This window comes from Bacteroides sp. OF03-11BH (assembly GCF_003604005.1).
GTDB classification, from domain to species: domain Bacteria; phylum Bacteroidota; class Bacteroidia; order Bacteroidales; family Bacteroidaceae; genus Bacteroides; species Bacteroides ovatus.
In genome coordinates this window covers 19,493-38,692 of sequence record NZ_QTMW01000012.1, presented here as the reverse complement: position 1 = coordinate 38,692, position 19,200 = coordinate 19,493, and the positions used below count along the sequence as shown (strand labels likewise).

General features: G+C 41.2%; 14 protein-coding genes. 3 read left to right on the top strand and 11 right to left on the bottom strand.

Annotated elements, in window-relative coordinates; translation table 11 throughout:
• Positions 1-326: 326 nt before the first annotated feature.
• Positions 327-2,672 carry an LruC domain-containing protein gene (locus tag DXA54_RS11260; RefSeq protein ID WP_008651577.1) on the top strand — a complete coding sequence of 782 codons (2,346 nt, stop codon included), beginning with the start codon at positions 327-329 and terminating at the stop codon, positions 2,670-2,672.
• A gap of 845 nt (positions 2,673-3,517) precedes the next feature.
• Here the strand turns inward: DXA54_RS11260 and DXA54_RS11255 are convergent.
• The 3 genes from DXA54_RS11255 to DXA54_RS11245 all read right to left on the bottom strand — a co-directional run bounded on the left by DXA54_RS11255 (position 3,518) and on the right by DXA54_RS11245 (position 7,311).
• Positions 3,518-4,165: a GNAT family N-acetyltransferase gene (locus DXA54_RS11255; protein ID WP_120079503.1), complete on the bottom strand. Its 648-nt coding sequence runs from the start codon at positions 4,163-4,165 to the stop codon at positions 3,518-3,520.
• A 153-nt stretch (positions 4,166-4,318) separates the two neighbouring features.
• Positions 4,319-5,245, bottom strand: coding sequence for an exopolyphosphatase (locus DXA54_RS11250; protein ID WP_004317877.1), 927 nt, complete (start codon positions 5,243-5,245; stop codon positions 4,319-4,321).
• Entirely contained in the window at positions 5,242-7,311 is a 2,070-nt protein-coding gene (locus DXA54_RS11245; protein ID WP_032846627.1) for an RNA degradosome polyphosphate kinase, read from the bottom strand. The genes DXA54_RS11250 and DXA54_RS11245 overlap by 4 nt, the downstream gene beginning before the upstream one ends.
• A 173-nt stretch (positions 7,312-7,484) precedes the next feature.
• Here DXA54_RS11245 and DXA54_RS11240 point away from each other — a divergent pair, with 173 nt between their 5' ends.
• Complete coding sequence (locus tag DXA54_RS11240; protein ID WP_004303713.1) at positions 7,485-8,063, top strand: HdeD family acid-resistance protein; 579 nt, start codon at positions 7,485-7,487, stop codon at positions 8,061-8,063.
• Positions 8,064-8,141: 78 nt separating this feature from the next.
• On the opposite strand, the gene DXA54_RS11235 is transcribed toward DXA54_RS11240, so the two are convergent.
• The 6 genes from DXA54_RS11235 to dapF form a co-directional block, all read right to left on the bottom strand.
• On the bottom strand, positions 8,142-10,331 hold the full coding sequence (locus DXA54_RS11235; protein WP_004303703.1) for a glutamine synthetase III: 2,190 nt from the start codon (positions 10,329-10,331) through the stop codon (positions 8,142-8,144).
• 157 nt (positions 10,332-10,488) lie between these two features.
• A complete protein-coding gene (locus DXA54_RS11230; protein WP_032846623.1) occupies positions 10,489-11,928 on the bottom strand; it encodes an ammonium transporter in 1,440 nt (479 codons plus the stop codon).
• A 107-nt stretch (positions 11,929-12,035) separates the two neighbouring features.
• On the bottom strand, positions 12,036-12,392 hold the full coding sequence (locus DXA54_RS11225) for a P-II family nitrogen regulator (protein WP_004303701.1): 357 nt from the start codon (positions 12,390-12,392) through the stop codon (positions 12,036-12,038).
• Positions 12,393-12,536: 144 nt separating this feature from the next.
• Positions 12,537-13,298 (bottom strand): hypothetical protein, encoded by a 762-nt coding sequence (locus tag DXA54_RS11220; RefSeq protein WP_120079501.1) that lies wholly within the window; start codon positions 13,296-13,298, stop codon positions 12,537-12,539.
• 132 nt (positions 13,299-13,430) lie between these two features.
• Positions 13,431-14,663 carry an LL-diaminopimelate aminotransferase gene (locus tag DXA54_RS11215; protein ID WP_004303699.1) on the bottom strand — a complete coding sequence of 411 codons (1,233 nt, stop codon included), beginning with the start codon at positions 14,661-14,663 and terminating at the stop codon, positions 13,431-13,433.
• A 52-nt stretch (positions 14,664-14,715) separates the two neighbouring features.
• Entirely contained in the window at positions 14,716-15,522 is an 807-nt protein-coding gene (gene dapF / locus DXA54_RS11210; RefSeq protein ID WP_008651586.1) for a diaminopimelate epimerase, read from the bottom strand.
• Positions 15,523-15,936: 414 nt separating this feature from the next.
• On the opposite strand from dapF, the gene DXA54_RS11205 reads away from it, so the two are divergent.
• Positions 15,937-16,233 carry a thioredoxin family protein gene (locus DXA54_RS11205; RefSeq protein ID WP_004300083.1) on the top strand — a complete coding sequence of 99 codons (297 nt, stop codon included), beginning with the start codon at positions 15,937-15,939 and terminating at the stop codon, positions 16,231-16,233.
• Positions 16,234-16,478: 245 nt separating this feature from the next.
• Here DXA54_RS11205 and DXA54_RS11200 read toward each other — a convergent pair whose 3' ends face one another.
• Positions 16,479-17,246, bottom strand: a complete 768-nt coding sequence (locus DXA54_RS11200; RefSeq protein ID WP_165863240.1) for a glycerophosphodiester phosphodiesterase family protein — start codon at positions 17,244-17,246, stop codon at positions 16,479-16,481.
• A 171-nt stretch (positions 17,247-17,417) separates the two neighbouring features.
• A complete protein-coding gene (gene asnB / locus DXA54_RS11195) occupies positions 17,418-19,085 on the bottom strand; it encodes an asparagine synthase B (protein WP_004317886.1) in 1,668 nt (555 codons plus the stop codon).
• Positions 19,086-19,200 lie beyond the last annotated feature (115 nt).

Genomic DNA, 19,200 nt, shown 5'->3' with positions numbered 1-19,200 from the left:
CGGTATTTTGTAGTTGTAGTGCTTTGTAACACTGGATCTTTGTCGTTTAATTGAGAGTTGCATAGAATCTGCAACTCTTTTTTTTGATTGCATATTGCATATTTGTACTTCTAAGCTTTTAATATTCAATAATGTAATAGGTCGTTTTTTATTGGGAGTAATTAAAGCCTTATCTTTTAAAAGATGTTAACCGTAGGTCGAAAAATACAACTTTATCCGTTTCTTATTTGTAAATACAACTATCTTTGTACATTCATTGCTGATTGTTGATTCGTAATGATTTTTATTTTTTGTGCAAATAAAGCAAACTTAAGTATTTAAAGATTATGAAACAAAGCATTGTAAAAATCTTCACATTTTCGTTGTTAGTATCTTCTATCAGTTTTATTAGTTGCGTTGATAATGAGAAAAATCTGTTTAATGCAGATCAACTGAAACAAATTTACGAAGAAACTTTTCCTGTAAAAAACATCGACTCTGATGGTGATTGGACAATGTCACGAAGTGTAACGGCACATGTGTCAATCAATGGGGATCAAGGAGTAGATTATAAGATACAGATATTTGATGCCGATCCATTAAGCCCGGAAAGTACAGCAAAACTCTTAGCGGAAGGAACTGTCACTCAAAGTATGACTTTGGATGTGGTGATGGATTGCGCAACATCTCTTGATAAAGTGTTTGTTGCGCGTATAGATGAACACAAACGTTATCTGGTCCAACCGACAGCGATTGAAAATGGTACAGTGACAGCGCACTTTGGAGACAAAGGTACGCCAACACGTTCTATATCACGAGCTGTGATGACTAGTATACCAGTCATGGAAGCTCCTTATACAGCCGATTTTATTAGTGCTAAAAAGGCAATTTCTACTGTCATTCAGGCTAATTGGGATCTTTCTGCAAAGTCTGGCTGGGGTGGAAGTTATGGTCAATTTCCTGTTTTTACAGAAAGTGAGCGTTGGTTTAAGATTCAGGAAGGAACTTTTAAAGCTGGATTTAGTGCAACTGGAAATAGAGATGGAAAAATAAGTGCTGTGAAAGTAATCGTTCCTCAAGGAAGCACATGGGTTATAGAGAATAGTAATCAATTTTCTGATATTACAGAAATTATCGTTGAGAATGGTGGAAAGATAGAGATTGCTAAAAATGGGAGTCTGATATTAACGCGGGCTTCTTATATAACTGTGATGCAGGGAGGAAGTATTGTTGGTGACAGAGGTATTCAGATAACAAATAGTTCGGCTGGGCGTACAAACTATAATGCGGGTACGATTGATTGTGACTTTTTGAAAATTGATGGAAGTGGAAACGGAGTTGATTTTGTGAATTATGGAACACTTAAACTGAATTCTTATAATGCTTCTACAAATGGTACGACATTGATAAATCATGGAACCATTGAAGTCGAAAATATAGATGGCAACAATAATACTAATATTAAAAACGGTTGTTATCTGAAAGCTGGAAAATTACAATTTGGTACGCTTGTTATGGGAAATACTTCCGAAGCTATTTGCAAAGAATTGACGGGTAATGGAAATGATAATAATATCGTGATGGAAGCACAATCCATGTTGACTTGTACGGGCAAAGCTAATTTATTCAGAACAGTTTCCGGTCCGACACAAGGAACTGCCTTATTAAGAATTCACGAAATAGATAATACTTCCGGTCTGGCTCAATCTGCTTCTAAAGTAAGTAATAATATCATTTGTGAAATAACAGATCAAACATATAAAGGCGAAGCACATTATAACTGGTCTCCTTTTGCATGGCTAGTAAATAAGGGATTACAGCAAGGTGCTACCTATTGTAATCCGGGCAAAGCAGAATTTATACTTCCTGCTGACGGTGACTGTGTTAAAGAAGGGTATAACTCTGATGAAAAACCGGATGATGTAGAAATTCGATATGCAGTTTATTCTTATGCTTTCGAAGATAACTATCCGAAAGCAGGAGATTACGATTTCAATGATATTGTGTTGAATGTAACTTTGCCTGCAGCCGGTAATGATGTGAAAGAACTAAAATATAAAATTGACCTTCGGGCAGTTGGTGCCGTGAAACAATTAGGTGCTGGTTTGAGAATACGAGGAATAGACAAAAATAATGTGGAAGAGATAAGTTTTGGTGCAGGCGCTGCTCAACGTACCGGCTCATTAAATTCTGGTATATTTGAAAATGCATCTTATGAAGCCAATGGCAATGAACTTGTGATTCCTTTATTTGGAGACGCACATTATGTATATGGATATACAGGAGCACAACGCCCCATGTTGAATACTGGGAATGCTAGTACTCCTCTTACAGATATATATACTCTTGAAGTGAACGTCAAACTTAAAAATGAAATATCCGTCCCTAGTGTGACAGATGGTTTAGACTTCTTCATTGCTTATCAGGGGATAGGTCAAAAGAGAACAGAAATCCATTTGACTCATTTTAATTCGGCTACGGCGAATGGACAATTGGCGGATAATGAGGTGCTTGAGGTAATCAAGGCAGTTAATAATACATGGGCTTTGTGTGTTCCTGATAAATTTGCTTATCCAACAGAAACAACAGTGATAACGAACGCATATTCTAAATTTGCAGATTGGGCACACGATCAGAGCTCAACTACTGATTGGTATAAGACAGTTAGTAGTGATAAAGTGATTCAGTACTAAAACTATTAAAGAGAAATATTGCAAACAGTTTTATTCGAAAAGAACTTGTGTGCATTGATTATGGGGAGATTGTAGGGAAGTAAGTGCTGCCTTAATGCTCCCCTTTTTTATGTAATTACCCATTCGATGACAAAGTAAATACATAAAGTTTTAGAATCTCTGATTATTCTGACGATTGTTCGTGTAATCAAGGGTTTTGCTATCTCTCATGTTCTATCATTCTTCTCTATTAGCAGGAAAATCCCCATGATTTATTGAAAAACAATGCCTTTATTGCGTAAAGCACCGCATATTTACATCAAAAGCGCCGCTATATTTGTAAAAAACATAAGGATAAAGTAAGTAAAAGATGCGGATAATGTCATCAAAAGCTATGGATGAAGTAAACAAACCATTGGGATAGTGTCGCTATATCGTAAATGTTGTTAGAATTTCCTACTTTCTTTCCATTGATTTTTCTATTTGGGGCTTTGATAATGGTAAAAAGAAAAAAGTAAAAGGGAACTTTATTAGTACATGTGATGCCCGTTTGATTGTAGAAATGCTGTGCGCGTATTAAAATGTATATATATCATGCTTAATTGTAGAATAGTGAATTGAATAAAGCCCTCTACAGTGGCAGAAAAATTTTACTTCAGCCAAAGGGAGGAAAGAAGCGATCCCTGATAGATTAAGAATTACAAAGTGTCAGTAGTATCTTTTTGTAAATTCAAATTTCTCATGTTGAATGTTTTGTAACTGCAAAGATACGAAGAATGGTAACTATATTGAATGATAGTTGCTTAATATCATAGCAGGACCGAGCTCCAGAGATGTACAAATCAGGCGATTTAGGTTATTCAACCTTAATTCGCTTTTTTCTGCATCACTACTATCTGATTAAACCGTTTTTGTGACGGAGTACCAACTACCATTTCTTTTGGAGGAAATCGCTTGTCGAACTCATTAGCAGCAGATTTATCAATCTGATATATTTTATCTTCTATATAACGGCCTTTTACATTGGCTAAAGCATTATCATATAATTCACAAACATGAAGAGCAGTAGCATACATATTGTCTTCAGTGCGAATCCCTAATGTTTCGGCAGGAATGAATCCTTGTCGGAGATAATAATCCGGGTCACCACAAAGTAAAATAGCACGAAATCCCATTTCGGAAGCTAATTTTTTGGTAAGTGCAATCATTCTTCCTCCGATACCTTGCTGTTGGTATTCGGGGAGGACAGAAATGGGCCCCAGGCTCAAAACCTCATATTGGTTACCGTCATCTGCCATGATAAATGATTTGAGGCAGACAACATTACCGACAATCTTGTTATTATGTTCTGCAACAATATCGAGCTCCGGCACAAACTTAGGATGGTTACGCATAATATGAAGGAGGTAATGTTCGTCACATCCCGGAGAATAATGATTCCAGAATGCTTCCCGTGTAATGTTTTCGGTTTCATGATAATCCGAAGATTGCTCAATTCTAAGTTTTATATCCATATTGTTTCAAATATATAGTTGCACAAATATAAAGAACAAAATCCGAATACCTAACTCTTTTAAAGATGAATCTATACATTATAGCAAGATGAGACAAAAACTCCCGATACTAGTATATCCAGACTTAGTATCAGGAGTTTTTTATATATTCATTCATCGAGATTGCGGAGAATCAGGCCTGTTCATGTTTTGCGTGTACAAGCTGTCTATAATACCGTCGGACAGTCCGATGGTAGGTACAATAATTCCGGTAGCTTTTACATGAGTAGCTATCTCGAGAAATATCTCTGCAGCAGGAACAATAACATCGGCCCGGTCCGGTTTCAACTTATATTGCTTAATACGTTGTTCGGTAGAGAGGGCTTTTAATGTTTCATATATATCTTGCAGTGATTCGATGGGTAGGAGAGACGCTTTTTTGTCTTTCTTGTCCGCTAAACGAAATAACTTATTAATATTTCCTCCCGAACCGATGATGCTGATAGGGGTATATTCTGTGGCAAGCCCTATCAGGTCAGTGCGCAAAGCTTCCTTTTCTTCTTCCTTTACCATACCGCTAAGCATACGTACCGTACCTATATTATATGAACGGGAATTTTTCAGTTCACCGTTGCTGATGAGATTAATTTCCGTACTACCACCTCCTACATCTACATACAAGTAATTTTGTCCTGAAGCAAATAACTGTTCGATATGATTGTCGTAAACAATATGCGCTTCTTCCTGCCCGTCGATGATTTCTACACGGATACCCGTCTTTTTGACGATCTGCTGAACGATATCCTTGCCATTACGTGCATCACGCATGGCAGAGGTGGCACACGCACGATAGTCTACCACATCATATATCTTCATTAATTGTTTGTAGGCTTTCATCAGCCGAATCAGTTTCTTCTCTTTTTCTGTAGAGATAACCCCCACAGTAAAGGCGTCTTCTCCCAACCGTAACGGAATACGGATGAGCTGTACCTTACTCATTAATTCGGGCGCATTCTCCTCGTTTACACATTTTATCAGCAGTCGCACCGCATTAGAGCCTATATCTATTGCCGCATAATTAACTTTCTTCATACTTATCATAATGTATTCTTGTATTCGTTATATAATTTTTCTTGTGAGCGGAATGGGACACTGTTCTCTTCCCGTTCTTTTTCCCGGTTCTCGCCTGTACCATCCACAATTCTTCCTTTTGCCGTATCCCGGAATCCGTAGCAGACAATTCGTTTTAAATCTGCCTGGATTTCTTTATCATAGACCGGTGCCGCCACCTCAATACGATTATCCAGGTTGCGAGGCATCCAGTCGGCAGAACCAATGTAGTATTTTTCTTCTCCACCATTGGCGAAGATGAAAATGCGCGAATGTTCGAGATAACGGTCGATAATACCATTGATGTGTATATTCTCGCTGATACCCGGAACGCCTGTCACTAAAGAACAGTTACCGCGTACTACCAGTTCCACTTGAACACCCGCTGTTGAGGCTTCGTATAGCTTTTCAACAAGTGCACGGTCAGTAATATGATTTACTTTAGCAAGGATATAAGCCTCTTTTCCCTGTTCCTTATTTTTTATCTCTTTGTTGATAAGCGCAATGAATCGTTTACGCATATCATTGGGAGAAACGAGCAATTCTTTGAAATCAACAGGAGTATAAGGCTTTTCGATAAAATCGAATACGGCATTGACTTCCCGGACAATGGGACGGTGAGCAGTCATAATGGTATAGTCAGTATACATACGTGCATTTCCTTCATGGAAATTTCCTGTACTGATGCAGGCGATATCTCCGTGCCGAGTGCCGATATGCAGCAATTTAGAATGAATTTTCAAACCCTCTACTCCGAAAATAACATGAATCCCCGCATCCTGCATTTTCTTGCTCCAGTTGATATTAGACGCTTCATCAAAACGTGCCAACAGTTCGATAACTACTGTGACTTTTTTTCCGTTTTTGGCTGCACTGATTAAAGCCTTTATCACTTTGGAGTCTTTAGCCAAACGATAAAGCGTCATCTTGATACTTTTTACTTCTTTACTGATAGCGGCTTCTCGCAACACACGGATGAAAGTATCGAAACTATGATAAGGATAATGTAAGGAACGATCTTTCCGACGAATCAAAGTGAGCAGACTTTCCATGCCATTCAGTTCAGGCTTGAAGATAGGTTCCCAAACAGGATATTTCAGTTCATGATGACCGCAAACCGGAAATTTCATCAAATCCTTGAAATTGTGATAGCGTCCTCCGGCTACACGCGTGTCATTCTTATCCACGTTCAGGCGGCCGGTCAACTTTTTCAGCAAGTCTTTAGGAATTTGTTCGTCATAGACGAAACGGATCGGTTCCCCTTTCTTCCGGCTTTTCACACCTTTGGAAATCTTCTGAAGTACCCCTGTCCGCAGATCACTGTCAATTTCCATTTCGGCGTCTTTAGTGAATTTGAAAGTGTACGCCTCATAATCTGTGTACTTCATGCCAACAAAAATCATCGGCAAACAATAGCGGATCACGTCATCAAGAAACATGAGATATGTTTTTCCATCCGAATCAGGTAATTGAATAAAACGGCCGAAGTCTCCGGTCGGCAGTTCAATCACTGCATAGTCTTTCTCCTTTATCTTTCCCGTTTCATCTTTGCGCAGCAGACGGATGGCAAGGTAAATATCCTCATCTGTCTGATCGTCCAGCGGGCGGGTTCCATTGAGGAAAAGCGGATTGGTAGAACCATTCAGTTTGTTGCGATAGAAAGAAGTGACGAATGCTTTCTGTTCGTCCGTCATTTCCGCATCTTTGATGACGTAGATATTCTCTTTCTTCAATTCCTCCATAATGGAAGCGAATATCTCCTCAAACTGCTTGTAGTAACGATTGTGCAGCTTTCCTATTTGTTTCAGAGTGCAGGCGGCGGTTTCTTGTTCTGCTTGTATGTTTTTATCGGCATATTCTACGATCCGGTTCAGAGTCGCTACACGGACACGGAAGAATTCATCCAGGTTATTTGAATAGATGCCAAGAAAAGTGAGTCGTTCCAGCAGTGGCACTTCTGGACGGGCGGCTTCTAGCAGAATACGTTGGTTGAAGTACATCCAACTGATGTCACGCTCTACATAAGGGTATTTCTTTTTTATTTCGCTTTGTTTCATTGTGAAAAAGGAACTGTTTAAAATTTCTGCAAAAATATCAATGTGAGATGTAATCGTCATAACGATATTATTACGAACTTATTACAATGTTTATTTGTTATTTTTATATATCAGTAGAAACACTTATATTCGCAAAAGTATTGGAACAGACTCGGTTAAAAAATATAGAATTTATGAAAACAATGAATTATTCCCTTATTCGCATTCTCTTCGCACTTGTGATTGGATTGGTACTCGTGATTTGGCCCAATGCGGCTGCCAGTTATATTGTCATTACGGTAGGTGTTGCCTTCTTGATTCCCGGTGTTATCAGCCTTTTTGGCTATTTCGGCCGGAAAAGACCGGAAGGTGAAGCAGCTCCCCGTTTTCCGATAGAAGGAATCGGTAGCTTATTATTCGGACTTTGGTTGATTGTGATGCCTGAATTCTTTGCAGATGTCCTGATGTTTTTATTGGGATTTATCCTGATTATGGGAGGAGTGCAACAGATTGCTTCTTTGTCGATGGCTCGTCGGTGGATGCCCGTTCCGGGAGCTTTTTATCTGATTCCTTCGCTGATTCTTATTGCGGGTATTATCGCTTTGTTCAATCCGACAGGAGCGCGTAATACTGCATTTATAATTATTGGTATCAGCAGTTTGGTTTATTCTCTTTCCGAATTGATAAACTGGTTCAAGTTTGCCCGTCGCCGCCCGAAGGCTCCGGTTATGCATGACGATGATGATATTGAAGACGCAAAGATTATCGAATAAAAAAAGAAGAGGACTGCTTCACAGCACCCCTCCCCGCAAACTTAAAACAACCAACAAAAGAAATAGATAATTTTTTTTCTATCTCACAAATAACAGTTCCCTGTATTTTGGAAGCGTCCACATCTGATTGTCAACAATCAGTTCCAACTTGTCGATGTGATAACGGATTTCTTCTAGTGCCGGGACAATCGTGTCGTGGTAGGCAATGGCTTTTTCCCGTTCGCTTTCTATCTTGTTTGCAACCTTACGAGCCTCAATCATTGCATCTACATGCTCCTTGATGAAAGCTGTACGGTCGGCAATCTCTTCAATAAGCTCCAGGTTCTTAGCAGACAATTTCGCTGCCTTTTCTGCTGGGAAAAGAGATTGCATCTTATAGACATTATTAATTAAGTCCGTCTGGTATTGAGTGGCAACCGGAATGATATGATTCATTGCCAAGTCACCCAATACACGTGCCTCAATCTGAATCTTCTTCGTATAAGTTTCCCATTTCACCTCGTTACGGGCTTCCAGTTCTTTCTTGGTCATTACACCGGTAGCTTCGAACATGGCAATTGTTTCCGGTTTCAGGTAATTGTCGAAGATAACAGGAACACTGGTTTCGCAATCCAGTCCACGACGGGCAGCTTCTTTCTTCCATTCGTCACTGTAACCGTTACCGTCGAAATGAATGGCTTTACATTCTTTGATATATCCGCGGATGATTTCAAGAATGGCGGAAACTTTGGGTTCTCCCTTTTCAATCAACGCATCCACGTCCTTTTTAAACTTCACCAATTGATTTGCTACGGCCGAGTTCAATGCAATCATGGCAGAAGCACAGTTTGCTTCGGAACCTACGGCACGGAACTCAAAGCGGTTGCCTGTGAAAGCAAATGGAGAAGTACGGTTACGGTCTGTATTATCGATCAGTAATTCAGGAATCTGCGGAATATCCAACTTCATTCCCTGTTTACCGCTAAGGCTGATTAAATCATCTTTCGTACTGTTTTCGATATGATCCAATACCTGCGACAACTGTTTTCCAAGGAAAGAGGAGATAATTGCAGGAGGTGCCTCATTCGCTCCCAGACGGTGGGCATTGGTAGCACTGGAGATAGAAGCTTTCAGTAGTCCGTTATGATGATAAACTGCCATCAATGTATTGACAACGAATGTAACAAAACGCAGATTGTCTTCCGGAGTCTTGCCCGGTCCCATCAATAAGATACCTGTATCAGTGCCCAAAGACCAGTTGTTGTGTTTACCCGAACCATTGACACCTTTGAACGGCTTTTCATGAAGCAGTACACGGAAACCATGACGGCGGCTTACCTTACGCATTAATGACATAATCAGTAAGTTATGGTCATTAGCAAGGTTACACTCTTCAAAGATAGGAGCCAACTCGAACTGGTTCGGGGCAACCTCGTTGTGACGAGTCTTAACAGGAATACCTAATTTTAACGCTTCAATTTCAAGGTCCTTCATGAAAGCGGCTACGCGGGTGGGGATAGCACCGAAGTAGTGATCCTCCAACTGTTGGTTTTTGGCACTGTCATGTCCCATCAAAGTACGACCGGTCATTAGTAAGTCCGGACGTGCGGCATACAATCCTTCGTCTACCAGGAAGTATTCCTGTTCCCATCCTAAGTAAGCAACTACTTTTTTCACTTCCGGATTAAAATACTGACATACGGCTACGGCTGCTTTATCTACAGCACGCAATGCCTTCAGTAAGGGAGCTTTATAGTCAAGAGCTTCACCGGTATATGCGATAAATACAGTCGGGATGCAAAGTGTATCATCCACGATGAAAGCAGGTGACGAGGGGTCCCATGCGCTGTATCCGCGAGCTTCGAATGTATTACGGATACCGCCATTCGGGAAAGAAGAAGCATCCGGCTCCTGCTGTACGAGCAGTTTACCTGTAAATTCTTCCATCATACCACCTTTGCCGTCATGTTCAACGAAGGCATCGTGCTTTTCTGCCGTACCCTCGGTCAGCGGTGCAAACCAGTGCGTGTAATGAGTGACACCCATTTCGATAGCCCATTTTTTCATGCCGGCAGCTACCTCGTCGGCAATGCTGCGATCTAGCGGAGCACCATTGTCAATTGCATCAATCAGTGCATTGTATACCTTACTGGGAAGGTATTTGAACATCTTTTCCTTGTTGAATACATACTTGCCGAAGTATTCCGAAGGACGTTCGGCAGGTGTTGCTACCTCAACAGCCTTTTTCTTGAAAGCTGTCTCTACTACTCTGAATCTAAGTTTTGACATAATACCTAATTTGATTTGTTGTTAAATATGTTAGAGCAAATAATTTTCTCTGTGTGGTTCCCGGGAAGGCGGTCAGGCCCGCCCGGGATAAATCTTTTTAATCTATATAGCCTAATTCACTTACTGATGAGTAGACTTACTTTTAATTATAAGTAACTTAGTTGTAAGCAGATTCACCGTGTTCGTAAATGTCAAGACCTTCTTCTTCGACACGTGCCGGAACGCGAAGTCCGTGAATCTTATCAAGCGTTTTGAAAATGATGAATCCCATGCCTGCTGCCCATGCACTTACTACCAATGCTCCGAATAGTTGTGCACCGAGGAATCCGAAACCGTATCCATAGAATAAACCTTCACTGGTAGAGAACAAACCTGTGAGAATCGTTCCTAAAAAACCACACACACCATGTACGGAAGATGCACCTACCGGATCGTCTATCTTTAAAACCTTGTCAATGAAGTCAACGGAGAATATCATTACGACACCACATATCGCACCTATCAAGGCTGCTCCTGCGGGAGATACTGCGTCACATCCTGCTGTGATACCTACCAGACCTGCCAAGATACCATTCAGTGTCAATGACAGGGATGGTTTTCCATATTTCATCCAGCTCACCAACAGAGCAAAGAAACCACCGGCACAAGCAGCCAGGTTCGTTGTCAGGAATACGTGGGAAATAGCGATTGCGTCGGCTTCGGTTGCTGCTGCCAATTGAGAACCGGGGTTGAATCCGAACCATCCGAACCAAAGAATGAATACCCCCAGTGCAGCAATAGTCAGGCTATGGCCTGGGATAGCTTTTGATTTGCCGTCTTTACCATATTTACCGATACGGGGACCAAGAATGGCAGCACCTACCAAAGCAATCCATCCACCTACAGAGTGAACGACTGTAGAACCGGCAAAGTCATGGAATGTAGTGCCGAAGTGACTCATCATGAAAGAACCTTCTTCACCGTTCATCAGCCAGCCTCCGCCCCATGTCCAGTGACCGGATATCGGATAAATCAGTACACTGATAAAGATGGTGTAGACTATATACATGGAGAATTTTGTTCGTTCTGCCATGGCTCCTGATACAATTGTAGCTGCTGTCGCACAGAATACGGTTTGGAATATGAGGAATCCTTCGGTTGGCAAACCATTATTAATGAAAGAAAGGTCGCAGAAGTGAGGCATTCCGATGAATCCGCCTGCGCCGAACATCAATCCGAAACCGATAAACCAGTATAGTAAAGAGCCGAACATGAAGTCTACAAAGTTCTTCATCAGAATGTTGGCAGTATTTTTCACTCTGGTAAAACCTGCTTCTACTAATGCAAATCCCGGCTGCATGAAGAATACGAGCATTGCTGCAAGCAACATCCATACAGTATTTAATCCAAGAGCTAATTCACCAACCGTATCGGGAGCTGCTGATGCTTCTTCGGCAGGAGCTGCAACGACTTCGGTAATTGTTTCTGTAACTGCTGCAACTGTATCGGCAGCGGCTGCGTTTTGTGCCGACATATCAGTAGTAAAACAGCACAAAATGAATATAGTAGTGGCTATCCACAACTTTATGAAGCTATGGCTTTTATATTTTGTATCCATAATAATTATCTTATTTTATACCTATTATTTATTAGTGATGTTGTAAACCTCTTTATAAACGTTATAATCCGCAAGGAAACCTGGGAGCGGCACCTTGCCGCTGCCGATTAACGTTCTTGTTCTGCATTGTAGAGGGCTATGTCACCACGTTCTGCAGTGCGTATGCGGATAGCGTCTTCGATAGGAATGACGAAAATACGTCCGTCACCGATTTCTCCGGTCTGTGCAGCTTTGATGATAGCTTGCACTGTTTTCTCGGTATTTTTGTCGCGTACGACAATAGAGATCAGAATTCGTTCAATGGTGCTGGTGTCATATACTACGCCACGGTAGATACGTCCTTGCCGTGCTTTTCCAATACCTCTTACATCGTAATAAGAGAACCATTCAATGTCCGCTTCGAGTAGGGCGTCTTTTACGTCCTCGAATTTGGTTTTACGGATAATAGCTTCAATCTTTTTCATATACCTTAAATATTAGTGTTGACCTGTAAAAGAAAGAGGTATAGGGTGTGGCAGCCATAGTAGGTTACCATACAACAAACCGATAAAATCTAAACTCTAACTACCTGATCCCTATACGCTCTTTGATATTCTATATTCTCTCTCTTAAAAACTTAATCCGAATGCGAAGTAGGCTCCTTCTGTCCGTGGATTGACAGATACCTTGGCAAATGCCGGAACGGAGAAGGAATCTGTGATTTTGATATCCTTGGAAGCTCCGAGACTTACGTCTGATACGCAGAACCCACTTGTATAGCCATTGTAGAAAGTTGTCTCCCAAGGAACCATACCTAAATCTACTGTCCAGTCGAGACCTCCCAATTTGAATGGTGCGCTAAGTGCGAGGTAAGAAGAATAAGCCCTTTTGCCATTTTCTTTCACGTCGTCGGCACCTGCAAAATTTGTATACCAGTTGACTGCCAGTGGTCCGAAGTCATATCCGACTTGTGCTTCAAATACATGAGCCGTTGAATGAGCTCCGTATTTAAAATACTTGTTAGTTGCAAAGATCGTTTCTCCATCATCGTCTATGCCAGTTTCTACTTGGGTATTAAACCAATAATCCGTCACTGAAACGCTAAAACCGCCTATCGAATAACCAAGAGTTAAATCGAACTCTTTTGTGTCCGTCGATTCGAATCCTACCGATCCCCATGCTCCGAGTGAGAAACCTTTGTAAGAGATTTCCAGTGAGGGTTGAACGCTCACTCCGCCTAAATCCTGGCCGCGCCAGATGTAACCACTTACCAGATCTGCTCCAACGGAAGCTTCTACCTTATCTTGTGCCATCATTGTAGACGGGACAAGCCCTGACAGTAATAATGCTACTGTTATTACCCTCATTTTTTTGTTAATCGTCGTTTTCATCGTCTTTTTACCTTTAATAGTTAGAAAAATGTGGATGTACGGTCCATGTATATATAGTAGCGCGCGAAATACTATCAAGTAAATTGAAAAATCACTGGTTATGAATAGACTAGGAGAAGTTATTCAAAATTCTTATAGCCAGTTTTTTATTCTTCTCATTGCTTCGATACAGTCGTTACGTTCGCCAAAGGCAGTCAGGCGGATATATCCTTCACCGCTTGGTCCGAAGCCTACACCGGGGGTACCGACCACATTGGCTTCATACAACATCTGTTCGAAGAATCGCCATGACGAAAGCCCGTTCGGAGTTTTCACCCACAAGTAGGGAGCGTTGACTCCTCCATACACTTTCAGTCCTGTGGCTTCCAATCCCTCTTTCATAATTTTGGCATTGGTCATATAATAGCCGATTGTTTCTTTAATCTGTGCTTTGCCTTCTGCACTGTAAACGGCTTCTGCTGCCCGTTGGGTAATGTAAGAAGTACCGTTGAACTTGGTGCATTGGCGGCGGTTCCACAATCTGTTGAGTGGGATGCGGTCTCCTTCCAATGTGGCGGCAGTAAGCTCTTTCGGAACTACGGTATATCCGCAGCGTACTCCGGTAAATCCTGCCGTTTTTGAAAAACTACGGAATTCGATCGCACACTTTTTAGCTCCCTTAATCTCATAGATAGAGTGGGGGACATTTTCGTCCTGGATATATGCTTCATAAGCGGCATCGAACAGAATCAATGTATCGTTTGCCAATGCATAGTCCACCCATTTCTTCAGTTCCGGTTTGGTTAAGGTTGTTCCTGTCGGGTTGTTCGGATAGCAGAGATAAACAATGTCTATCCGTTTGTCTGGAATTTCCGGAATAAAGTTATTCTCACTTGTGCAAGGCATATAAGTAACATTACTCCATTTACCCGTTTCTTCTTCCAACACTCCGGCGCGTCCGCACATGACATTGCTGTCTATATAAACCGGATAGATGGGATCTGTAACACCTACGCTATTGTCATGGCGAAGAATATCGCCTATATTTCCGGTATCGCTTTTGGCACCGTCACTGACAAATATCTCGGATGCCGAGAAATGAATCCCACGTGGAATAAAGTCATTTTTTATAATTGCTTCAATCAGAAAATCATATCCCTGTTCAGGACCATATCCGCGGAATGTATCCTTGCTGGCCAGCTCTTCTACCGCTTTGTGCATGGCTTCGATACACGCTTTCGGAAGCGGTTGGGTGACATCACCGATACCCAACCGGATAATATCCTGTTTAGGATGTGTTATCTTGAAGGTATTTACCTTTTTCGCTATGTCCGAGAATAAATAGCTTCCCGGTAACTTCAAAAAATGTTCGTTTACTAATGCCATCTTGTTATTGTTTTAAGTTCTGCAAAATCTAATACTCAATACCTGATACTTATTACTTATCCTCAATCTCCCCATCGAAAACTTTGGTTGCCGGTCCGGTCATTAATATATGTCCGGAGATTTCATCCCATTCAATGGTGACTGTCCCTCCATCCATGATTACATCGCTTTTTCTTCCTGTAAGTCCGTTGATGAAGGCGGCTACTGCTGTGGCGCAAGCACCTGTCCCGCAAGCTTGAGTGATTCCCGATCCTCTTTCCCACACCCTCATCCGTATGGTGTCTTTGCTGACAATCTGTGCAAACTCCACATTGGTTCTGTCGGGAAAAAGAGGATGATTCTCCAGTTCAGGACCGATTTCCGGTAAATTAATCTGGGTGATGTCCTCAACAAATGTGACGAGATGCGGATTACCCATTGATACTTTGGTCGACCGGAAAGGATACTTTCCTCCCCACTGAATCTCTTCTGTTTCCAACGGGCTACCCATGTCTACGGTGACTGCACTAACTGTTTTTCCCTCTACATGCAGTTTCAGGATTTTTATTCCTGATCGTGTATCCAGCGTAATTTCTGTTTTGTCAGTCAAGCCGTATTCATATACATATTTGCCTACACAACGGCTTCCGTTACCGCACATCATAGCTTCCGAACCGTCCGCATTGAAAATGCGCATGCTGAAATCCGCTTTATCAGAGACACCAATCAATATAAGTCCATCACTTCCGATTCCTGTATGAAACTTGCTCCATTCGATTGCCTTCTTTGCAGGGTCGGCTATCGGATATTGGCTTGTGTCTACATATATGTAGTCATTTCCCGCTCCATGCATTTTTGTGAACTTAATCTTTGTTGTCATTTTGATTTATATTTGTTGATTGTTGTAACCTTTTGTTTTATTATGATGCAAAGATATGACTTTTTGCTTTATATTTTACTAAAAAGTATATCTAATATCTATTTATTTTCTTCAAACTTATAATCGCTTTATATACGGCCACATTTAGTTATAATTTGAAATTATACCTGTTTATATATTAATAAACTGTTATTTGGATGAATTGTTTTGCATATTCTTCCATAATATATGAAAAATATTTAGCCTTGATAATCGGTGAAATCAGCTATAAAAACAAGAAATATATCCTTTTCCTTTTGACGATATGAAAGTGAAAACCCCTATTTATCTATCATATTGCTCACCGGATATGCTGAAGAACCTTTTTCTGTATTCATTGTTTTAGCACTATCATTAATATAAAAACGTAGAGATATGAATATAGAGAAACAATTAGAAACAGCAGTTAAGACCAACCATTTGGTGTTGGTAGTATTTTATGCCGACTGGTCACCTCATTATGAGTGGATAGGTCCTGTGCTTCGGACTTACGAAAAGAGAACTGTAGAATTGATAAGAGTGAATGCTGAAGAAAATAGAACAATAGCCGATGCGCATAATGTAGAAACAGTGCCCGCCTTTCTTTTATTGCATAAGGGACATGAATTATGGAGACAGGTAGGAGAGCTTACGGTAGGAGAGCTGAAAGAGGTATTAGATGATTTCCAGTAAATCGTTTGTAATCTTTTATTGGCATATATGAAAATGACCTTTTCTTTTTCAGATGAAAAAATGAGTGTTCTTAATATGCTGGTATTTAGTTTGTTATAAAAGCTCATTTTTCCTTTAAAAGAAACGGGTGGTTCCTTTAAAAGGGACCACCCGTTCGACACCGAGAAACATCCTGTTTCTTTTAAAGGAACGAGCTGTTTCTTTAAAGACGGATATTAAATAGTTTACTTTGTAATGATTTTATCTTATTGATGTTTTTTCAGTTCTTCTTGTAAGATGACTGGTTCGTTGGTGGTAATGAAATCTACTTTCTGTTCGATCAGCGATTTCATATCTTCCACTTCGTCCACAGTCCACACATTTACTTTCAAGCCGAGTTCATGAGCTTCTTTGATCCATTCGGGGTGTTTCTTAATCACTCCCATGTGATAATCAAGACCGGCAGCACCGAGTTCCTTTAATTCTTTGGGAGACAGTTCCCCGTTAAGGTAAAATACCGGAGTACCGGCAGGAGCCAGGCGGATAAACTCTTTCATGGCATGCAGGGAGAACGTGATATATTCCATGCGGTTTTCCAGTCCCATTTTCTCCACCATGGCAAGGATTCCCTGTACGGCTTTGGTTTCACGTTTCTTATTGCTATGTGCTTTCAGTTCGAGAATCAGTCGGGTATTACAGTTTTTCCCGGCTTCCAGATACTCTTCCAGGCTAGGTAGGTTTTCTCCGTTGGATAATTTAAGTCCGGTCAGTGCGTCGCCTTTGGAATACTCCATCGGTCTCATCTTGTATACGGGATCATGGTTGACCACCAACTTGTTATCCTTAGCGATCCATACGTCAAATTCTGAACCGTAACAACCGATGGAATCTGCTTTTAGAAGTGATGAAATACTGTTTTGTGATGATCCCGGAGTTTTCCAGAATCCACGGTGGGCTATCACTTTTGTCTGTGCCTGCATACAGCAAGCAACCATTAGAAGGGCAGAAGCCATCATCATTTTTTTTAAATTCATTTGTTTGGTCTTTTAAAAGTTTGATAGATTTAATTTGGTTTGGCCTCAAAATTATAAAAAAGAAAACGCAAATCAGACAATAATATGCTAATCTGCGTTAATCCTTGAGATTTTAAAATAGAAATGTTACAAAAGAATAACAGAAAGAGCAGATTCTGTTATTCTTATCAGTTAAGTATAGGCCTCTTCGTGTATTCCTCTCACCGCACGTCCGCTAGGCTCATTCAGATTCCTGAAAGCAATATCCCACGCCAGCGCTTCTGCTGTGGAGCAGGCCACACTGGGAACACTGGGTACGGTGCGTGCTGCACTTTCACTGGGGAAATGCTCTTCAAAGATACTGCGATAATAGTATTCTTCTTTATTTTGTGGCGTGTTGATAGGGAAGCGTTCGGCAGCATGTTCCATTTGCTGATCGCTCACAGCAGCAGCTGTGATTTCCCTCAATGTGTCAATCCATGAATATCCTACACCGTCACTGAACTGCTCTTTTTGTCTCCACGCCACACTTTCCGGTAACATCTCGGCAAAGGCTTCGCGAACAATCCGTTTCTCAATTTCCTTTCCGGGGCACATTTTAGCTTTCGGATTCAGGTTCATGGCTACGTCGAGGAATTCTTTATCAAGGAAAGGAACACGTCCTTCTACTCCCCATGCTGACAAACTTTTATTGGCGCGGAGGCAATCGTACATGTGCAACTTTGAAAGTTTACGTACTGTTTCTTCGTGGAATGCCTGTGGAGTGGGAGCCTTGTGGAAATACAGATAACCACCGAAAACTTCATCGGCGCCTTCACCGCTCAACACCATTTTGATACCCATCGATTTGATGACACGTGCCAGTAGGTACATGGGAGTGGAAGCGCGTACCGTGGTTACATCGTATGTCTCGATGAAATAAATGACATCACGCAGGGCATCCAAACCTTCCTGAACAGTATAGTTTATTTCGTGATGGACAGTACCGATATATTCAGCCACTTCACGTGCTTTAATCAAATCGGGAGCACCTTTTAGTCCGATGGCGAAGGAGTGGAGTTGAGGCCACCACGCATCACTCGCTCCGTCTGTTTCTATACGCTTTGCCGCATATTTTTTGGCAATGGCGGAGATGACAGAACTATCCAACCCGCCCGAAAGAAGCACTCCGTACGGTACGTCACTCATTAACTGGCGGTGTACAGCCTCTTCTAATGCTATTTTCACATCAACGGTTTGTGCATCATTCTCTTTTACGGTTTCATATTCTGTCCAGTCGCGCGAATACCAACGTTTCATTTTTCCCTCTTTACTATAGAAGTAATGTCCGGGGAGAAATATTTCATATTCGTCGCAAAATCCTTCAAGGGCTTTCAACTCGCTGCCGAAGTAGATTTTTCCCTCTTTATCTTTTCCTATATATAAAGGAATAACCCCTATCGGATCGCGGGCAATCAGAAATTCATCCTTTTCCTCATCATAAAGAACGAAAGCAAAGATACCGCTAATATCTTCCAGAAAATGGATGCCTTTATCTTTGTAAAGGGCAAGAATTACCTCACAGTCACTTCCGGTCTGAAAGTTATATTTTCCCGCATATTTAGCGCGAATATCACGGTGATTGTAAATCTCACCGTTGACGGCGAGCACCTGTTTACGATCGGGAGAGTATAACGGTTGTCCGCCACTCTGCGGGTCGACAATAGAAAGACGTTCGTGTGCCAGGATGGCACTTCCGCCTACATAGATTCCGCTCCAGTCCGGTCCGCGATGACGGATCTTCTGGGCCATTTTCAGTACTTTATCTCTTAGTTCTTTCGTTTGAACTTTGATGTTGAGTATACCTGCTATTCCACACATAACTTTAATTTTTAGAGGGGGTAATGTAATCTGTTGATTGTTTATTCGCTATTTCTAAGAAGCTGACTAGCTATTCTTAATTCGTTCCGCCTTGGTTTCCCTTTCGTTCCACCAA